Source organism: Vibrio sp. OPT41, assembly GCF_015163595.1.
In the GTDB taxonomy this organism is placed as follows: Bacteria; Pseudomonadota; Gammaproteobacteria; order Enterobacterales; family Vibrionaceae; genus Vibrio; species Vibrio alginolyticus.
Map to the genome: position 1 here is coordinate 173865 of NZ_JADDYH010000029.1, position 20252 is coordinate 194116.

General features: G+C 45.1%; 15 protein-coding genes. 12 read left to right on the plus strand and 3 right to left on the minus strand.

Annotated elements, in window-relative coordinates; all coding sequences use genetic code 11:
* Window positions 1-39 precede the first annotated feature (39 nt).
* From IQP38_RS13645 to IQP38_RS13685, 9 genes are all read left to right on the plus strand, one after another.
* Entirely contained in the window at window positions 40-1248 is a 1209-nt protein-coding gene (locus IQP38_RS13645) for a DEAD/DEAH box helicase (RefSeq protein ID WP_193837667.1), read from the plus strand.
* Between the two features lie 249 nt (window positions 1249-1497).
* The gene (locus tag IQP38_RS13650) at window positions 1498-2160 is read left to right on the plus strand and encodes a potassium channel family protein (protein WP_053303271.1); all 663 of its coding nucleotides are present in this window, start codon (window positions 1498-1500) and stop codon (window positions 2158-2160) included.
* Window positions 2157-3524, plus strand: a complete 1368-nt coding sequence (locus IQP38_RS13655) for a TrkH family potassium uptake protein (protein ID WP_193837668.1) — start codon at window positions 2157-2159, stop codon at window positions 3522-3524. Before IQP38_RS13650 ends, IQP38_RS13655 begins: the two co-directional genes overlap by 4 nt.
* A gap of 360 nt (window positions 3525-3884) precedes the next feature.
* Window positions 3885-6869, plus strand: coding sequence for a M6 family metalloprotease domain-containing protein (locus tag IQP38_RS13660; protein WP_193837669.1), 2985 nt, complete (start codon window positions 3885-3887; stop codon window positions 6867-6869).
* Between the two features lie 172 nt (window positions 6870-7041).
* Window positions 7042-7854, plus strand: a complete 813-nt coding sequence (locus IQP38_RS13665) for a sugar transporter (protein ID WP_193837670.1) — start codon at window positions 7042-7044, stop codon at window positions 7852-7854.
* A gap of 176 nt (window positions 7855-8030) precedes the next feature.
* Entirely contained in the window at window positions 8031-9500 is a 1470-nt protein-coding gene (locus IQP38_RS13670) for a protein adenylyltransferase SelO (RefSeq protein ID WP_193837671.1), read from the plus strand.
* Between the two features lie 212 nt (window positions 9501-9712).
* Entirely contained in the window at window positions 9713-10711 is a 999-nt protein-coding gene (locus tag IQP38_RS13675) for a TRAP transporter substrate-binding protein (protein ID WP_017634784.1), read from the plus strand.
* A 70-nt stretch (window positions 10712-10781) separates the two neighbouring features.
* Window positions 10782-11456: a TRAP transporter small permease gene (locus IQP38_RS13680; RefSeq protein ID WP_193837672.1), complete on the plus strand. Its 675-nt coding sequence runs from the start codon at window positions 10782-10784 to the stop codon at window positions 11454-11456.
* A gap of 3 nt (window positions 11457-11459) precedes the next feature.
* Complete coding sequence (locus IQP38_RS13685; protein WP_005382255.1) at window positions 11460-12821, plus strand: TRAP transporter large permease; 1362 nt, start codon at window positions 11460-11462, stop codon at window positions 12819-12821.
* 33 nt (window positions 12822-12854) lie between these two features.
* On the opposite strand, the gene IQP38_RS26430 is transcribed toward IQP38_RS13685, so the two are convergent.
* The 3 genes from IQP38_RS26430 to IQP38_RS13695 form a co-directional block, all read right to left on the minus strand.
* Window positions 12855-13037 carry a hypothetical protein gene (locus tag IQP38_RS26430; protein WP_021034161.1) on the minus strand — a complete coding sequence of 61 codons (183 nt, stop codon included), beginning with the start codon at window positions 13035-13037 and terminating at the stop codon, window positions 12855-12857.
* 78 nt (window positions 13038-13115) lie between these two features.
* Window positions 13116-14453: a sigma-54-dependent transcriptional regulator gene (locus tag IQP38_RS13690; RefSeq protein ID WP_017634783.1), complete on the minus strand. Its 1338-nt coding sequence runs from the start codon at window positions 14451-14453 to the stop codon at window positions 13116-13118.
* A gap of 4 nt (window positions 14454-14457) precedes the next feature.
* Window positions 14458-16263 carry a sensor histidine kinase gene (locus tag IQP38_RS13695; protein WP_017634782.1) on the minus strand — a complete coding sequence of 602 codons (1806 nt, stop codon included), beginning with the start codon at window positions 16261-16263 and terminating at the stop codon, window positions 14458-14460.
* 526 nt (window positions 16264-16789) lie between these two features.
* Between IQP38_RS13695 and tig the strand changes: the two genes are divergently transcribed.
* The 3 genes from tig (at window position 16790) to clpX (ending at window position 20180) form a co-directional block, all read left to right on the plus strand.
* The gene (gene tig / locus IQP38_RS13700) at window positions 16790-18097 is read left to right on the plus strand and encodes a trigger factor (protein WP_005382251.1); all 1308 of its coding nucleotides are present in this window, start codon (window positions 16790-16792) and stop codon (window positions 18095-18097) included.
* A gap of 105 nt (window positions 18098-18202) precedes the next feature.
* On the plus strand, window positions 18203-18829 hold the full coding sequence (gene clpP, locus IQP38_RS13705; RefSeq protein ID WP_005382347.1) for an ATP-dependent Clp endopeptidase proteolytic subunit ClpP: 627 nt from the start codon (window positions 18203-18205) through the stop codon (window positions 18827-18829).
* Between the two features lie 70 nt (window positions 18830-18899).
* Window positions 18900-20180, plus strand: coding sequence for an ATP-dependent protease ATP-binding subunit ClpX (gene clpX / locus IQP38_RS13710; RefSeq protein ID WP_005382345.1), 1281 nt, complete (start codon window positions 18900-18902; stop codon window positions 20178-20180).
* Window positions 20181-20252: the final 72 nt, after the last annotated feature.

The following is a 20252-nucleotide window of genomic DNA, read 5'->3' on the forward strand; positions in this document are numbered from 1 at the left end:
GATACACTACGCGCCCATTTCCTCTGTTGAGACCTTTCTATGCCATTTTCTAAGCTTGGTTTAAGCGCATCGATTGCTGATGCAGTAAAAGCGCTAGGTTATGAAAAACCCACTTCTATCCAACAAAAAGCCATTCCAATCGTATTGCGTGGCCGCAATTTAATTGCAGCAGCGCAAACGGGCACAGGTAAAACGGCCAGTTTTGTTCTGCCAATCTTAGAAAAGCTTAGTCGAGGCGAAACGCAACGTAAAAAACGCGCTCGGGCGATTATCCTAACGCCAACACGCGAACTTGCGCTTCAGGTTCATCAAAGTATTGAAGCTTATGGTAAAAACTTACCATTACGCTCAATGGCGATGTTTGGTGGTGTGGATTATGCACCACAAAAACAAGCCTTGATCGAGGGTGTCGATATTGTGGTAAGCACGCCTGGGCGCTTGATTGATCTGTACGGTCAACGCGCGATTCACTTTGATGAAGTGGAAATGCTAGTGCTTGATGAAGCCGACAAAATGTTGGATATGGGATTCATCGATGCGATCGACAAAATCGTCGACTGTATGCCAGAACATGTGCAAAGTTTGCTGTTCTCAGCGACGTTATCTAACCCTGTTCGTGACTTGGCGAAAAATGCGATTATTGATCCTGAAGAGATCACGATTGCAAAGCACAGTGCCTCAAAATCAAATATTAAACAGTGGATCACGACCGTCGATAAAGATATGAAGTCGTCGCTGTTAAGTCACTTGCTTAAAGAAAATGACTGGTCGCAAGTACTGGTATTTATTGAAACTAAACACGGCGCAGCCAAACTGGTAAGCCAACTTGAGAAACGTGGCATTGTGGCAGAAGCATTCCACAGTGGCCGTAATCAGCGTGTTCGCCAGGAATTAATAGAAAAGTTTAAAGCGGGTGAAATCCAGTACTTAGTCGCAACCGGCGTTGCTGCGCGCGGTATTGATATTGATAATCTGCCAGTTGTCATCAACTACAATTTACCTTACCCAGCGGATGAGTATGTACATCGTATTGGTCGTACAGGTCGTGCTGGCGCGAAAGGTGAGGCGATATCACTGGTTTCAAAAGACGACTTTAAGAACCTCTGCATGATTGAAAGTCGTTTAGGGCACTTGCTAGAGCGAGTGGAAATTGAAGGTTTTGCGCCAAGAAAGCCAGTACCAGTTTCAATTTTAAATTACGTGCCTAAGAATAAACGTAAACCGCACGATAAGCGCGAATCAAAATAGCCAGTTTATCCCATGATCTAAAAGCCGCATTCTTGCGGCTTTTTGCGTTTTTAGGCATCCAATTATGTAGCCATCGCGACGGTTTCTATTCGGTAATGAGGAAAAAGTTAATCAGTGTCATACGCTTAACACGTAAAGTGAATCAAGGTGCGTTAAGCTTTTGTCAATTATCTGTCCGCAGGTTTGCACAAGGTAAGGAATGGGCGCAAACTTTTTTGCTTGCTAATGAATGCATAAGATGGGGCACAAATGAAAACAGGTGATAAGCAATTCGCCGTTATTGGTCTTGGCCGATTTGGTTTGGCAGTGTGTAAAGAGTTACAAGATTCAGGCGCTCAAGTTTTAGCCGTTGACATCAACGAAGACAGAGTTAAAGAAGCCGCCAGTTTTGTTAGTCAGGCGGTTGTGGCTAACTGTACTCACGAAGAGACGGTTGCTGAGCTCAAACTTGATGATTACGACATGGTGATGATTGCCATCGGAGCGGATGTCAATGCCAGTATTCTTGCGACATTGATTGCTAAAGAGGCGGGAGTAAAGTCAGTATGGGTTAAAGCCAACGACCGCTTCCAAGCTCGTGTTCTGCAAAAAATTGGCGCAGACCACATTATCATGCCTGAGCGTGACATGGGGATACGTGTCGCGCGTAAAATGCTCGATAAACGGGTTCTTGAGTTCCACCCATTAGGCAGTGGCTTAGCTATGACGGAGTTTGTGATTGGCTCTCGTTGGATGGGTAAGACACTAAGTGATTTGGCTCTGTGCAAAGTCGATGGCGTGCAAGTGCTAGGGTTTAAACGGGGCCCAGAAGTTACCAAGGCACCTGACCTTAATACCACACTAGAAATTGGTGACCTAATTATTGTGGTCGGCCCTCAAGATGCGCTCGCAAATAAATTAAAATCGCTATGACGTATTTTCATCAGAAAGGTGTTTTTTACGCACCAGATGGTAAACAAGAGAAAGCGAAAGGCAACGAACCGCGAATTATATTGCTCAGTTTTCTCGGTGTTTTACTGCCTTCTGCGGTATTGCTAACCTTGCCAGTTTTTTCTGTTACGGGCCTGTCGATAACGGATGCTTTGTTTACCGCAACGTCCGCTATTAGTGTGACAGGGCTTGGTGTTGTCGATACTGGGCAACACTTTACGCTTGCGGGTAAAATCTTGCTGATGTTTTTAATGCAAATCGGTGGGTTGGGGCAGATGACTTTGTCGGCGGTCTTACTCTATATGTTCGGCGTGCGTTTGAGTTTGCGTCAACAAGCGCTGGCGAAAGAAGCATTAGGGCAAGATCGGCAAGTCAATCTAAACCGACTAGTAAAGCGGATTGTTGTTTTCGCGCTTGTTGCAGAAACGATCGGGTTTATTTTTCTCTCTATCCGCTGGGTCCCTGAAATGGGCTGGAAGACTGGTATGTTTTACGCCTTGTTTCATGCAATTTCTGCATTTAACAACGCTGGGTTCGCGCTGTTTTCTGACAGTATGATGAGCTTTGTGAATGATCCGTTGGTTATCTTTACACTGGCGGGGCTATTCATTTTTGGCGGGCTTGGCTTTACTGTTGTGGGTGACATCTGGATAAACTGGCGCAAAGGTTTCCACTTTTTGCATCTTCACACCAAAATCATGCTGATTGCGACACCGATATTGCTCTTAGTCGGAACGATGATGTTTTGGTTACTTGAGCGAAGCAACCCAAACACAATGGCGTCTTTACCTGCAACAGGACAATGGTTGGCGGCATTCTTTCAATCTGCGAGTGCTCGAACGGCAGGGTTTAATAGTGTTGACTTGGCGTTGTTTACCCAGCCAGCCTTACTGGCCATGATTGTTCTAATGTTAATTGGAGCGGGTTCCACCTCAACGGGGGGCGGTATTAAAGTTTCCACATTTGCTGTTGCGTTTATGGCTACGTGGACCTTTTTACGCCAAAAGAAACATGTGGTTATGTTTAAGCGAACCATAAATTGGCAAACTGTGACTAAGTCATTGGCAATTATCGTTGTGAGCGGAGCCATCCTGACAAGCGCAATGTTTTTATTGATGCTTACCGAGAAGGCCAGCTTTGATAAGGTTATGTTTGAAACCATTTCCGCATTTGCCACAGTGGGGCTCACCGCCGGTTTGACTGCGGAACTTTCTGAACCTGGTAAATACATTATGATCGTGGTGATGATCATTGGTCGTATTGGGCCGCTCACGCTTGCCTACATGTTGGCACGTCCTGAACCTACCTTGGTCAAATACCCAGAAGACGCCGTTCTTACAGGTTAATATAGCGTTAAACAATGGCCGCGCGACCATTACGAGCATTGATTAATAGCAGTGCTCGTACATTTATAGAATATGTGGAATGTTGCCCAGTTTTACCTACAAATTCGTAGAAGTTCATTTCTTCTTCCTTTCGTTTCGATACTATTCATTCACTCAATTTATATTCTCAGAAGCTACGCTCATAACAGCGTTTTGGAATCCGACGCTTTTGTAGTGTGACACCAAACTACGTCGTGTTATCTGAGCGAATTGATACCAGCCTTCGTCAATAGTCACTCAGTCTTACTCTATGCCCATAGGGTTACTTTGTGTTTGTTGTGCTTGGTATTAATTAACGAATCGAAAAGATGGAGTCGTACTTTGAAATTCAACACACTCGCCATGGCTATGCTAACTGCGCTTCTTGCAGGGAAGAGCATGGCAACTACTCCGCCATCACCGGTTTGGCATACTATTGCGTTGAGCGATGGTAGTTCCAGTGAGGCAATTCTACGTGGAACGGCAGATTTCCACTGGTTTGAAGATAAGCAGGGCAATACCTTACTTCAGGAAGACGGCGTTTGGTTTTTCGCGCGGATTCAGCGCGAGTCAGACACGCCAATATTGATCTCGACAGGTGTGGTGAAAACGCAGTCGAGTGAGCCACCTGAGTCGGCGAAGTTTCGCCCGGATTTACAATTTAAACCGCAATTATCTTCTCTAAAAACCATTGAACCGATGGCACGAAAAAACCTACTGCGTTCGGCGCAAGGTTACCAGGCGATGAGCAGTTCAACGGTGAAGCAGCAGCCCCTATTGGTTGTGCAAGTTTCGTTTGATGACCAAGCAATGGTGCACGATTTTGAGCAACGCGTATTTAATACCAATGGTCAAAGCGTTGTGGATTACTTTGATAAAAACTCTCAAGGTAAATTCAAAGTTGTTCCTGCACTTGAGAGTTACGGCACCGCCAATGACGGTGTGATAGATGTGACTGTGGCACAAAGCCACCCTAACTGTCACTCTAGTTCTACTGATAAGACATGCACCGCCAAGTTGAATGCGGTTTTCACCGAGGCTTATCAAAAACTGGATCCATACTTTAATCTTTCGGCCTACGACAGCAATCAAAATGGTACCGTAGAACCGTCAGAACTCTCTGTCATGTTTATTTTTGCGGGGGGCGATCGTTCAACAGGGGTTCTCAACCGTCCTGCTATTTGGCCGCACAAATTCTCTCACGATGATGTCACACTAGATGGTAAAAAGATCACAGACTATTGTGTGTTCGCTGACTATCAAGTTGATCATCAAGCGACCTTGGGCGTGATCGTACACGAGCTTGGCCACTTAATGCTTGGCTTACCGGATTTGTACGCAAGGAACAGTGATGCCTCGATCGGCTCTTGGGGCGTGATGGGTGGCGGTTCATGGGCGCAGAAACCGGGAGATTCATACGCTGGTGACACTCCGGTGAACATGAGTGCATGGAGCAAACACGCTGCTGGTTTTGTTGTACCAACGGTAACTCATGAAAGTCCAGCGCCTATTTCTGTGAACAACGACGATGTCAAGCTGGTGTATCTCGACCCGTACTTGAAAGAGTTTGGCCCACGTGTTTACTTGGAAAATCGCACCTTTAGCGGTTACGACCGAGCATTGGCGGCTGAAGGTATCCTGGCGACGTCGGTCAATGTCCAGAACCGCTTTAATGATGTTGGTGCGATGCAGGTTCAAATCATGCAGGCTGATGGTCTGAATGAGTTAGAAAATGATGGTAGGAGTGACGCTGACGATTTGTACCCTAATGGTGGCGATGTCATTTCAGATACATCGACCCCGGGTCTGAGAGCGATCACAGGGTTTGATACTGGGGTTCGTATTTCCAACATTGCCAGCAACACCAACGGCGGTAGCTTTTCTCTTGAGCATACAAACGAACCAAATAAATCAGCATGGCTGAACTCTCTTCACCAAGGTTATGTGTACGCGAGTGGGAGTAACACTCTGGCGGTGCCACTGGACTTGAATAGTGATACAGAGCTTGATGGTCTTCAACTTTACGCGCAAAGAGATAGCGCTCAAAGTGACATGACTTATCGAGTTTGGCGATTCCCATTTTCTGGAAACATTGGCTATCGATTAATATTGAATCAAAACAACGCTGAGCTTTTACAGCAAGGTAACTTCCAAAAGTCATCTCGAATTTTATTCCCCCAACCAAGCCAATTGAGTGCGGGTCAGCATTTATTGGTCGTTGAATTGGAAGGCGGTCAATTTGATGCAAACTTTGATTTCGGTCGCTTGCTAAAAACTGAAAAAGCCTCTCTACCTGTAATGTGGACTGGTGATTACAGTGAGATTGGCACGTTTGGTCTAGAAAAAGCCGGGTTCTCTTATATTCCGTTTGCAGCATTATTAAATGTGGATGCGAGCAACTTGGTTGAAGCGAAATCTGATTCGTTACAAACCAATAAAAATACGCCAATCAAACTGAACCTGATGGACAATGATTTCATGGCGGTAGGGTATCAGTTCAATGTGGACATTGTGCAGAAGCCTGAGCACGGCACCATCTCTGGCAACCAGTACCAACCTGAAGCTAACTTCGTTGGTCTGGACACTTTCCAATATCGTTTGTTGTCGGTTGATGGTGCGTACTCATCTTCAATCGTGAATGTGCAGGTGGAAGTGCTTGGCAGCAACGAAGCGCCAGTGGCCGTGATTGATGTTGATAATAAAGACATGACGGTTGGGCAGCGAGTCACGTTGTCTGCGTTAAATAGTACGGATGCTGATGGTGACGTGTTGAGTTATAAATGGGAGCAGTTGGCTGGCACTTCAGTTTCTCTTGGCAATGCAACCAGTGTTAGCACAAGCTTTACGGTGCCTCAAGGTGCAAAAGCGGGTGAGGTTCTGACATTCCGTTTAACCGTGACTGATCCTAGTAATGAAACGTCCAGTGCTACCGTCGATTTAACCATGAAAAACGCAGCGCCACTTACGCTTGCAGATACGGCGACCGTTGCCGTTGGTGAAAGTATTCTGATTGATGCAGCGAGCAATGATTCGGATGTGAACGGCGATAAACTGGTTGTAGAAAGCGTACAGAACGTAACGGGTGTGGGAAGTGCGAGTGTAGAGAATGGCAAAATCCGTTTTCAAGCACCGGATAGCCCTACTGACGGCATCAAGCTGCAATATACGGTTTCAGATGGTCATGGTGCCACTGCTACGGGGGAAGTTATCGTGACGGTTGTTGCTTCTTTGAAGACAACGACATTCAAGAACTCTGAAGGTAGCGGCAGTGTTTCTTATTGGGCTTTGATGTTACTTGCAACATTAGGCTGGCGACGTCGCGTCTAAAACGGTATGGAATTGCTGTATAAGCCACTCACATTGAGTGGCTTATTTTTTATCTGATTTATTTTGGTTTCGTTCTCATTATCTTATGAGATGTGTTTCTCATTATTTTTAAAGCGATTTTTCTACTCTGCGGTTACCCTAGGGGCCGATTTTTATGAACTAAGGATGTTATATGTCTACCGAGGGCTTTTCTGTTTCGGAAATATGCCGAGAAGCGGCAGTGATGGTCAGAAGGAATCTACTCGCAATTGTTATTGCTTGTATTCCGTTGATTATCGTGCACTCAATTTTTGCTTTTATGTATCCTGAAATGACGGGGCAAGATCAAGCGAACGTTCAAGAAGGCAATGTCGCTGGGTTTTATTTCGTCACAATTATTTTGTACCCACTTGTTGCCGCTATGGCGGCTGTGCGTGTGCATCGAATTTATTTAGTCGGTGATTACATGCACTCGGCGTTGGATGTATTTCGTTTGTCAGCTCGAGAATTCCGTTTCATAGGCTGGTGGATACTGTTTGGACTGATGATGATGCTCGTTATTGGTATCCCGATCTTTGCGTTGTCGTTTATCTACATTGCAGAAAGTGGTGAAGCCGACTTTGTTGCTATGGCTATTATCACAACGATTGCAAGCATTCCTGGCTATTGGGTAATGGCGCGATGGTCATTTGTGTTGCCAGCGACTGCAATGGATCATCAGCCGCGCAGTTTGCGTCGTTCGTGGAACCAGAGCAGAGCATACAACAAACAAGTATTCATTTTGATGGGACTAATTCCATTGGGTGCGGGCTTGCTCAGTCAGCTGATCTTTAGCCACTTTACGAATCTCTTTATGTTGAGCCTCGTCGGTGTGGCCTATGGTATTTTTGGCGCGTACCAGCTGGCATTGTTATCGTTGAGCTATAAAACGGTAGTGGATATCGAACGCGCTCGTTTTGATACGCCATCACTGCCACCAAAAACGGGTGAAGAATTTTCCGCTTAACCCTTTGATTGCTTTTACATGCTACCTCCGTTTAGGAGATGGTCTGCGGCAGGTTGATACCTTCCTGCCGCCTTCGCGTTATTCACGCAAAATACCCATGTCCATTTCATGGCTGAATGACAGGGACATTCACACGTATACTCACAACAGTACTTCTTTTTATTAAGGAACCCTACATGTCCATTTGGCAACGGGTCAATTTCACCCATCGCTTTAGTCAATTACCGTCAGCGTTCTATACGTTGGTCGAGCCACAACCCTTGGACAACACTCGCTGGGTCGCTTGGAATGGTGAGTTTGCACAGCAGTTTGGTTTACCAGAAGAGCAAAACGATGAGTTATTGGCGGTTTTTTCTGGGCTTAGTGAATTCGAACAATTTCGTCCTCTTGCGATGAAATATGCAGGCCATCAGTTTGGCGTTTACAACCCAGATTTGGGCGATGGACGTGGATTACTGTTGGCAGAAATTGAGCATCAGGATGGTACTTGGTTTGATCTTCACCTCAAAGGTGCAGGGCTAACGCCTTACTCGCGAATGGGGGATGGGCGAGCGGTATTACGCTCGACTATCCGTGAGTACCTGTGCAGTGAAGCCATGGCGGGCCTTGGGGTTCCCACGACACGTGCTCTCGGTATGATGGTCAGTGATACACCTGTTTATCGAGAAAAAACGGAATCGGGCGCTTTGTTACTTCGAATGGCTGAAACCCATGTTCGATTCGGTCACTTTGAGCATTTCTTTTACACCAACCAGTTAGCAGAGCAGAAGCTGTTGGCGGATAAGGTGATTGAGTGGCACTTTGCTGATTGTGCATCGGCGGAGAAACCATATGCCGCGATGTTTGACGCCATCGTGACTAAAACAGCCGAGATGATCGCATATTGGCAAGCTTTTGGTTTTGCGCATGGCGTGATGAATACCGATAACATGTCAATTCTTGGGCAAACTTTTGATTATGGTCCGTTTGGCTTTCTTGATGATTATGAGCCGGGATACATTTGTAATCATTCAGACTACCAGGGTCGTTACGCATTTGATCAACAGCCTAGAATTGCGCTTTGGAACCTGTCAGCACTGGCGCATGCGTTATCGCCACTCGTTGAACGAGAAGATTTAGAATCGTCGTTGAGTCAATTTGAAGTTCATTTAAGCCAGCAGTTCAGCCGCCTCATGCGTGAGAAGTTGGGCTTAAAAACCAAGATAGCGGAAGATGGGCGTTTGTTTGAAGCTATGTTTGAGCTTCTTCACCAGAACAAAACGGACTACACTCGCTTCTTCAGAACGCTTTCAAACCTTGATAATGCGCCTTCCCAAGCCGTAATCGATTTATTTCTCGACCGAGAAGCTGCGCGAGCTTGGCTTGAACTGTACTTAGCTCGGTGTGAGCTAGAGGTTGATGAACTAGGGGGCCTGATTTCAACCGAACAGCGTTGCAAACAGATGCGTCAAGCCAATCCCAAATACATCTTGCGTAACTACTTGGCTCAGTTGGCGATTGATAAAGCGGAAGAAGGGGACTTTAGCGAATTACACCGATTGGCCGAACTGTTAAAACGCCCATTTGATGAGCAAACCGAGTTTGATGATTATGCGAAATTGCCGCCGGAATGGGGGAAGAAAATGGAGATAAGCTGTTCTTCATAAATGGGTCATTTCCCACCCATTTGTATCTTTTTCTTGGGTGGAATTCACTCGTTACACTTCGGATTCATGTTAATGGGCTATGTTAATTTATTGAAATACATGTAAATTTTAACATGGTCCATTAATTGCTCCTTGTTGAACATCCGTACCCATCGCCTAACACCTAGTTACTCATGGACGGGATGGGATGTGATTCAACAAGGAGAATAATAATGTTTAAGCCTCTAACTCTACTATCTGTCTCTGCACTTGCTGTTACCAGTTTTAATGCTGCCGCAAATTGTGACCCGGGTGAAACGGTCATCAAGTTTAGCCATGTAACGAACGCGGACAAACACCCTAAAGGCATCGCGGCTTCGTTACTTGAAAAGCGCGTCAACGAAGAGATGAACGGTAAAGTCTGTATGCAGGTGTTTCCTAACTCAACACTGTATGATGATGACAAAGTGTTGGAAGCGCTACTGAATGGTGATGTTCAACTCGCTGCTCCTTCTCTTTCTAAGTTTGAGAAATTCACCAAGAAGTACCGCCTTTTCGATCTTCCTTTCTTGTTCGATGATGTCGACGCGGTTGACCGTTTCCAAAACTCGGAAGCGGGTGAAAAGCTGAAAAATTCAATGAAACGTCGTGGCCTACAAGGCATTGCGTTTTGGCATAACGGCATGAAGCAAATGTCAGCCAACAAGCCGCTCATTTCTCCAACTGATGCTGAAGGACTTAAGTTCCGTGTTCAAGCGTCTGATGTACTCGTTGCTCAGTTTGAGCAGCTAGGTGCTAACCCACAAAAAATGTCGTTCAAAGAAGTTTACGGCGGCTTGCAAACTAAGGTTATTGATGGTCAAGAAAATACTTGGTCAAACATTTACGGCAAAAAATTCTTCGAAGTTCAAGATGGCATTACGGAAACGAACCACGGAATTCTGGATTACTTAGTTGTGACGTCAAACGACTTCTGGAAAAACTTACCAGATGATCAGCGCGAGCAGTTAAACACCATTATTCAAGAGGTAACTGCGCAGCGTAATGCTGAGTCAACCAAAGTAAACCTTGCGAATAAGAACAATATCATCGAAGCAGGTGGTGTGGTTCGTACTCTAACGCCAGAACAGCGCCAAGAATGGGTCACTGCACTTCAACCAGTATGGAAGAAGTTCGAAAAAGACATTGGTTCTGACCTAATCGAAGCCGCTTTGGCGTCTAACCAAAAATAATAACACCTAGCACATTTAGCCCTCTCAAACTGAGGGGGCTCTTTCCCCCTACAGACGACGTGATGTAATTATGGAACAGACTTTTTTTGCCAAGGCTGGACGAATCACCGATGCCATTGAAGAGACTTTGATTGCTTTCTTCTTGGGTGCCATGACCTTGCTGACCTTTGCCAATGTCATCTTTCGTTATGTCTTTAACGACAATATTCTTTGGGCGCTTGAGCTCACCGTTTTCATGTTCGCATGGATGGTGTTGGTTGGCGCATCTTATGGTGTGAAAAAACACTTTCATATTGGTGTCGATGTCATTATTAACATCGTTCCGGAAAGTAAACGAAAAGCCCTGGCGCTTTTTGCTGCAATGTGTTGCTTAGCCTTCTCTATTTTGCTGTTAATTGGCGCTTGGAACTACTGGTATCCGTTCGCTACTGACCGAGCGTGGTATGAAACGGACGATATTCCGATGCCTGAAATACTCCAGTTCATGGCCGACTGGTTAAATGAGGGAGAGCGTTATGAAAAGCTGCCACGTTTTATTCCTTACTTCGCTTTGCCACTTGGAATGGCGCTACTAACGTTTAGATTTGTTCAAGTCACGTGGCAAATCGCTACTAGTAAGCTCGATCGCTTGATTGCAGGACATGAAGCGGAGGAAGAGCTCGAATCTCTTAAAGCTGAGATGAGTGACGCTGAAGACGTAATGGCTCCAAAGGCCTCGCAAGACGCTAAAAACAAGGAGCAATAAGCCATGGATATCTTATTTCTATTTTTGATGGTAATTGGCTTTATGCTGGTTGGCGTGCCAATTGCTATTTCGCTGGGCCTTTCCAGTGTTCTTTTCCTTTTAATGCATTCGGATGCCTCTTTAGCGTCAGTTGCTCAAACGCTGTTTAATGCATTCGCGGGCCACTACACGCTATTGGCTATTCCATTCTTTATATTGGCTTCAAGCTTTATGTCGACGGGTGGCGTAGCAAAGCGGATCATTCGTTTCGCCATTGCCATTGTAGGCTGGTTCCGCGGCGGTTTGGCGATGGCTTCGGTTGTAGCGTGTATGATGTTTGCCGCGTTGTCAGGTTCCTCACCTGCAACGGTTGTTGCCATAGGTAGTATTGTTATCGCAGGTATGATCAAAAACGGTTACTCAAAAGAGTTTGCCTCTGGGGTAATTTGTAACGCAGGTACGCTAGGGATTTTGATCCCACCTTCGATTGTGATGGTGGTGTATGCAGCCGCAACGGATGTGTCAGTTGGACGTATGTTCCTTGGTGGTGTGATTCCCGGTTTGCTGGCGGGTGTCATGTTGATGATCGCGATTTACATTGCCGCGAGAATCAAGAACCTTCCAAAGCAACCTTTTGTCGGTTGGAAAGAAACTTTTGATGCCGCCAAGGATGCAAGCTGGGGCTTGTTGTTGGTCGTCATCATTCTTGGTGGTATCTATGGCGGTATCTTTACGCCGACAGAAGCCGCTGCGGTTGCTGCTGTGTACTCATTCTTTATTGCTAACTTTGTATACAAAGACATGGGGCCATTTGCAGACAAGAAAAACACTAAACCTGCGCTCGTTAAAATCTTCCAAACCTTTGTTCATAAAGACACGAAACACACCCTGTATGAAGCGGGCAAACTCACCATCATGCTGCTGTTCATCATTGCTAATGCCTTAATTTTGAAGCATGTTTTAACGGAAGAACGCATCCCGCAAATGATCACCGAGTCGATGCTCTCGGCTGGTCTCGGACCCATCACTTTCTTGATTGTGGTGAACGTCTTGTTGCTGATTGGTGGTCAGTTCATGGAGCCATCAGGCTTGTTGATCATTGTTGCGCCGCTCGTGTTCCCAATTGCGATTGCATTAGGTATAGACCCAATTCATTTGGGCATAATGATGGTGGTGAATATGGAGATAGGAATGATAACGCCGCCCGTGGGTCTTAACTTATTTGTGACCGCTGGTGTTGCCAAAATGTCGATGATGAACGTAGTGAAGGCAGCATTACCCTGGGTTGGAGTGATGTTCTTGTTCCTAATTATCGTCACATATGTACCATGGGTTTCGACTTGGTTGCCTACTACCTTGATGGGGCCGGAGATCATTACCAAGTAATGGAAGCCAGAAAGTAGAAAGAGGTGTGAGAATTCACACCTCTTCGTCTATTGACTTGTAACAAGTTTTGCGCGGGTCTGAATTAATTCGACGTTCATAGTGTCGCCACCTCTTTTTATTTTTACGACGCTCTTCACCGAATCTTCTCTCTTCTTGATAGCAACCGTCTACGAGCACGGTATCTGTAACAATCGGTATTCTCACTTTTTCGTTCATATCTATAACAACCATGATAAACCCGTTGTTAAAAATTATGATTCAAGTTGAATATAATGCCAGCTATTTGAACGTGTTTTATTTGTAAAGGTCTTTATTTATTTGGTAGCGCTGCATCTTGTCGTAAAGGGTTTTTCTTGGCACATTCAATTGGCACATTGTCTGTTTAATACTACCGTTGTTCTCTAATAAAGCGCCTTCAATGGCTGCTCTCTCAAACTCCGCCACTTGCTCTGCAAGGCTTGAGGAAGACTTAGCAACTGGGTTCGATTCTCCCAACTGAATTAACTTACCCAATAGCACAAAACGCTCTGCAGCATTTCTGAGTTCTCGAACATTGCCAGGCCAGTCATGGCTCATCAGTTGCGCTAGATCTTGGGGTGACAAGCTAGGTGAGCTTTTGCCATAACGTGAAGCTGCTACCAACAGAAAGTGGTGAAAGAGGGCTGGAATGTCTTCTTTTCGTTCGCGTAGTGGCGGGAGATCCAAGGTCACGACATTGAGCCGATAATAGAGGTCCTGACGGAAAGTACCTTCTTCAGCTGCGTGTTTTAAATCGACCTTTGTTGCGGCAATCACTCGAATATCTAAAGGCAATAATTCATTTGAACCGACACGCTCAATCACGCGCTCTTGTAATACCCTCAATAAACGAATTTGGGCTTGGATAGGCATCGACTCGATCTCATCCAAGAAAAGTGTGCCGCCTTGTGCAAACTCAAATTTACCGATACGACGGCTTTCGGCGCCAGTGAATGCGCCTTTTTCATGGCCGTAGAGTTCACTCTCAATTAAGTTCTCTGGAACCGCTCCACAATTTACGGCGACAAAGTTTTGGTTCCGGCGAGAGCTTTGCTCATGTAAAGAACGAGCGATTAACTCTTTCCCTGTACCGGTTTCACCAAACAATAAAATATCGGCGTCGGTATCGGCGATTTGGGTGATGGTCTCTCGTAATATTTGGATGCTAGCGGTTTCACCAATAACTCGTGGACCAAGGGTTTTACTGGCTTTAAGTGACAGGCGCAGTTTTTCATTTTCATTGGTTAGTTTGCGCTTCTCAATCGCCCGCTTAACCGTTTCAACCAAATGTTCTGGCGCAAAAGGTTTCTCAATAAAGTCGTAAGCGCCTTGATGAAGGGCTTGCACAGCCATGGAAATATCACCGTGTCCAGTGATCATGATGACGGGTAAGTTTGCATCGCGTTGAGTCAAAGTTGTCAGCATATCCATACCAGAAATGCCCGGCAAACAGATATCAGTGACCACGACGCCAGCTTCTTCTCCTTGCTGCATCGCTATTAAAGCCGATTCTGCATCCACAAAAAACTTGGCGTCGATATCCGCCAGTTCAAAGGTCTGTTCTATAGCGATTCTGAGATCGGCCTCATCATCAATAAAAAACACCTGACACATGATCTTATCCTTTTGATGGTTCAGTGTTGTAAGAAGTGATAGGTAAACACAATGAGAATCGAGCGCCGCCTTGTTCTCGATTATGGGCACATAATTTTCCATTCATACTGGCTAAGATTTGTTGCGAGATAGAGAGACCCAAACCTAAACCGTTCAGTTTAGTGGTTAGAAACGGTTCACATAAATCAGAAAGTGAGAAAGAGCCAAGCCCTGGGCCATTATCATCAACATGAATCCAAACCAAATCAGTGTGCTCATCGTGTTCTACAGATAATTCTACCTGTTTGTCTTGTTGTTCTTTGAGTGCTTCTATCGCATTAGTCAGTAAATTGACCAACACTTGCTCCAGTTGAATAATATTGATCTGCACTTCAACATCATGCTTTGGCAAATTTGTTTCTAACGTGACGCGCCCTGATTTAAATGCGGGCTTCATCAGTTCTTTTACAGAGGCAATCACAGGGAACAATCGAGATTGAGCCAACTCGTCACCACTGGTTTTTTTGGCGAAAGAGCGAAGTTGCTGACTGATATTTGCCATACGGTCAGTGAGAGCAGAAATGCGAGTGAGATTATCTTCCACTCGCTCATATTTTTCTTTTTTTAGAAACAGCTTGCCGTTCTCCGCAAAGCTACGAATTGCTGCAAGTGGATTATTCAGTTCATGGCTGATACTGGCCGACATTTGTCCTAACACCGCGAGTTTCGCTGCTTGCACCAATTCATCTTGAGTAACGCGTAAAGTTTGCTCGGTATCGATACGCTGTGCGATCTCCGCTTGCAACTCGGCAGTCCGTGCCATGACTTGATATTCCAACTTTTGATTTGCTTCTTGTTGAATTCGTTCAAGTTGCAAGTGACGCTGTTGACGGTGATAGATAAGCTGACCAATTAAAAACAAAACCATGAATGCTAGAGTGAGTACAAAGATGTAACCCATGGTGAACCAAACGATCGACTGTTTAGGAGACAGCACACGAATTGTCAGTTTGAGTTCGGGAAGGGGCAGCGAAGAGACCACCAAGGTTCCTTTATTGTATGGGTAACCCTGTTTAAGCTCAGAATGCACCTCGTCCAAACTACCCACTAATCCAAGCGTTTCAATTGGCGCATCAAGATATTGTTGGCTTGCCCAAACTTGCTTTTTCTCTTTTTTTGTCAGTGGTTGTAAGCTTTTGAGTAGCCATTCACTTCGGCTACTCATGAAAACAATTCCGTATGGGTCGCTGGCGACAAAAACACTGTTTGGTTGCTGCCAGTTGTCCTCTATCTTACTTAGGTCCATCTTCACCACGACGACACCAAGTACACCGCCAGCGTATATGATGGGATAAGAATAGTAGTAGCCACGTTTACCAGATGTTGAGCCCAGTGCGTAGTATTGGCTTCTTTTGCCTACAATGGCTTGTTTGAAATAAGGGCGAAATGCAAAATTTCGCCCGATAAAGGAGCGCTGTTTACGCCAGTTGCTGGCCGCGATCGTTGTACCCCATTGATCGATTAAGTACGTATCCGCTGCTTCAATCACGCCATTAACGGATTCTAAATACCGATTAGTGATTTCCAGTTGCGCACTGTTGTTGGGGTGCAGAAGCGCTTGATAAAGAGGATCATCTTTAGCGAGAAGATTTGGGATATGGGCGTACTTATCGAGTTTATTTTTTATATGGCCAGAAAATTGCTCCAGCTGTGATTGGTGTTTATCAAGTAGAGATTGATAACTGGTCTGCCAAACCCAATGGCCACCGATAATTGCGCACAGGAAATAGAAAGCAAAAAATGTCAGCAGAATCCGTTTTTTTTGCGACATCCTTACACTCCTTACAACTTCCTTTGGTCACGTAAGAAAATGTTAATAGTTTGTAGGAAGGATTAGGGATTTAGTTTTCAACTCTGTGGAGTAAAACAAGAGCAAGATCTCTTTTTAGGCTTTTCGATAAAAAAACCGGTCGATTCTCTTGAAAAAGTCGCTATTGTCCCCATTCTAGATATGCTGGCGATGCTTAGACGGTGTCTGAATCGCATTTTTGAAGAAAAAATGGGTCAGCATTCGAGAATTTAGCGCAGACAATGTCCACATAGTGGCTATTGGCTCGACAGGGTTGCGACAGATCGCTAGAATGTCGCGTCTAAAAATTCTGTCCTGAGGCTAATAGGAGATACCTTTGGTTATTTTATCGAAGATATCACTGATTAGTCCGGTACTGACAACCAGTATCGATACTCGATTTTAAATTAGGTGTTCGGACAGAACACTACACAAGGATGAAGCGTAAGCTCCTCTGAGTTTCGCTCATACGCTCGGAAAACCGAGCCACTTTAGAGGTTTATATATAATGCAAGTTACTGTTGAAACGCTAGAGGGCCTAGAGCGCCGTCTAAACATTACTGTTCCAGCTGCAAACATCGAAGACGCTGTAACAGCTGAACTACGCAACATCGCTAAAAACCGTCGTTTCGATGGTTTCCGTAAGGGTAAAGTGCCTCTAAAAATGGTTGCTAAGATGTACGGCAAAGCAGTACGTCAAGACGTTCTTGGTGAAGTAATGCAACGCCACTTCATCGAAGCTATCGTTAAAGAGAAAATCAACCCAGCTGGCGCTCCAACTTTCGCTCCTGTAGAGAACAAAGAAGGTTCAGACCTAGTTTTCACTGCAACTTTTGAAGTTTACCCAGAAGTTGAGCTTAAAGGCCTAGAGAGCATCACTGTTGAAAAACCACTAACAGAAGTTAAAGATGCAGACGTAGAAGAGATGATCGATACTCTACGTAAGCAACAAGCAACTTGGGTTGAAGTTGAAGAAGCAGCAGAAGATGGCAAACGCGTAAGCATCGACTTCGTTGGTTCTATCGACGGTGAAGAGTTCGAAGGCGGTAAAGCTGAGAACTTCCCTCTAGAAATGGGTGCTGGTCGCATGATCCCTGGTTTCGAAGACGGTATCGCTGGTAAAACTGCTGGTATGGAATTCGACATCGACGTGACTTTCCCAGAAGATTACCACGCTGAAAACCTAAAAGGTAAAGCAGCTAAGTTCGCAATCAAAGTGAACAAAGTTGAAGCTCGTGAACTACCAGAACTAAACGACGAGTTCGTTGCTAAGTTCGGTGTTGTTGAAGGTGGTGTTGAAGCACTTAAAGCTGAAGTTCGTAAGAACATGGAACGCGAACTTAAGCAAGCTGTTAAGAACCGCATCAAAGAGCAAGCGATTGACGGTTTAGTTGAGCAAAACGACATCAACGTACCATCAGCGCTTATCGAGCAAGAAATCCAAGTTCTACGTCAACAAGCTGCACAACGCTTCGGTGGTAACCCAGAAGCTGCTGCTCAGCTTCCACGTGAACTGTTCGAAGAACAAGCTAAACGTCGCGTAGTTGTTGGTCTTCTACTAGGTGAAGTAATCAAATCTGAAGAGCTAAAAGCGGACGACGAGAAAGTTAAAGCGCTAATCGAAGAAATGGCTACTGCATACGAAGATCCATCAGAAGTTATTGCTTACTACGAGCAAAACGAAGAAATGATGAACAACATGCGCAACGTAGCTCTAGAAGAGCAAGCAATCGACGCGATCATCGCTAAAGCACAGGTTTCTGAGAAAGAAGTAGGCTTCAACGAGCTACTTAACCAACAACAACCTGCTGCTTAATAAGCAATATCTTGCGTAGAAGGTTGACTTAACGTTAACTATTCTGCTAACAATGGTCCGTATGATAGTCATCATCCGGGCCATTTATTTTAGGGACATAAGAATATGAGCTACCAAGAAAAAAATGCAATGTCGCCAATTATGGACGCGCTAGTACCAATGGTGGTTGAACAAACTTCCCGAGGCGAACGCTCTTACGACATCTACTCACGTCTGCTTAAAGAGCGCGTGATTTTTTTAACGGGTCAAGTGGAAGACCACATGGCAAACCTTGTCGTGGCTCAGCTACTTTTCCTAGAATCTGAAAATCCAGATAAAGATATTTTCTTATACATCAACTCTCCAGGCGGCAGCGTAACAGCTGGTATGTCTATTTACGATACCATGCAGTTCATTAAGCCAAATGTGAGCACAGTATGTATGGGTCAAGCATGTTCAATGGGTGCCTTCCTGCTTGCAGGTGGTGCGCCAGGTAAGCGTTACGTACTGCCTAACTCTCGTGTAATGATCCACCAACCATTGGGTGGTTTCCAGGGTCAAGCTTCTGATATCCAAATCCATGCTCAGGAAATCCTGACGATTAAACAGAAGCTAAACAAGTTGTTAGCAGAACATACAGGCCAACCTCTTGAAGTCATTGAGCGCGATACTGATCGTGATAACTTCATGTCATCAGAGCAGGCTGTGGAATACGGTATCGTGGATGCAGTGTTAAGCCACCGTGGCGAGTAATTAGCCAGCGCATTTTGGCAAAAATTGATATACACTCATTCATGAAGAGTAAAGGCTAAGAGGTTAGCGAATGACAGATAAAAGCAAAGAAAGTGGCAGCGGTAAATTGCTGTACTGTTCTTTCTGCGGCAAAAGTCAGCACGAAGTTCGCAAGCTAATCGCAGGTCCGTCAGTGTACATTTGCGACGAATGTGTCGACTTATGTAACGATATTATTCGCGAAGAAATCAAGGATGTTCTCCCTAAGAAAGAATCTGAAGCGTTACCAACGCCAAAACAGATCCGTGAACACCTTGATGACTATGTGATCGGGCAAGATTACGCGAAAAAAGTGCTCGCAGTTGCGGTATATAACCACTACAAGCGTTTACGCAATGGTGATACAACGAGCGAAGGTGTGGAGCTTGGTAAGAGTAACATCCTTCTAATTGGTCCTACAGGTAGCGGTAAAACACTACTTGCGGAGACATTAGCTCGATTCTTGGATGTGCCATTTACAATGGCAGACGCGACGACACTAACCGAAGCCGGTTACGTAGGTGAAGACGTTGAAAACATCATCCAAAAGCTTCTGCAAAAATGTGATTACGATGTAGCTAAAGCGGAACGCGGCATCGTTTACATTGATGAAATTGATAAGATTTCACGCAAAGCTGAAAACCCATCTATTACGCGTGACGTATCTGGTGAAGGTGTTCAGCAGGCGCTACTAAAACTTATCGAAGGTACGGTTGCATCGGTTCCACCTCAAGGTGGTCGTAAGCATCCTCAGCAAGAATTCCTACAAGTGGACACATCTAAGATCCTGTTCATTTGTGGTGGTGCTTTTGCTGGCTTAGACAAGGTGATTGAGCAGCGTGTTGCAACAGGTACAGGTATTGGCTTTGGTGCTGAAGTTCGTTCGAAGAATGAATCGAAGACGGTAGGTGAGCTATTTACTCAAGTTGAACCTGAAGACTTAGTGAAGTACGGCCTCATTCCAGAATTCATTGGTCGTCTACCTGTAACAACAACACTGACTGAGCTTGATGAAGAAGCGTTGATTCAGATCCTATGTGAACCGAAGAACGCACTGACCAAGCAATATGCAGCATTGTTTGAGCTAGAAAACGCCGAACTTGAATTCCGTGAAGATGCGCTGCGCGCTATCGCGAAAAAAGCAATGGAGCGTAAAACAGGTGCTCGTGGCTTACGCTCGATTCTTGAAGGCGTGCTACTTGAAACCATGTACGAATTACCATCTGCAACAGACGTTAGTAAAGTCGTGATTGATGAGTCCGTCATTAATGGCGAGTCAGAGCCACTGCTTATTTACAGTAACGCAGACAATCAGGCAGCTGGAGCAGAGTAAATTCAGCCATAATGAAAAAGGAGGTAAGTAATTACCTCCTTTTTTTATTTCTCTTATTGAATCCAAACAATT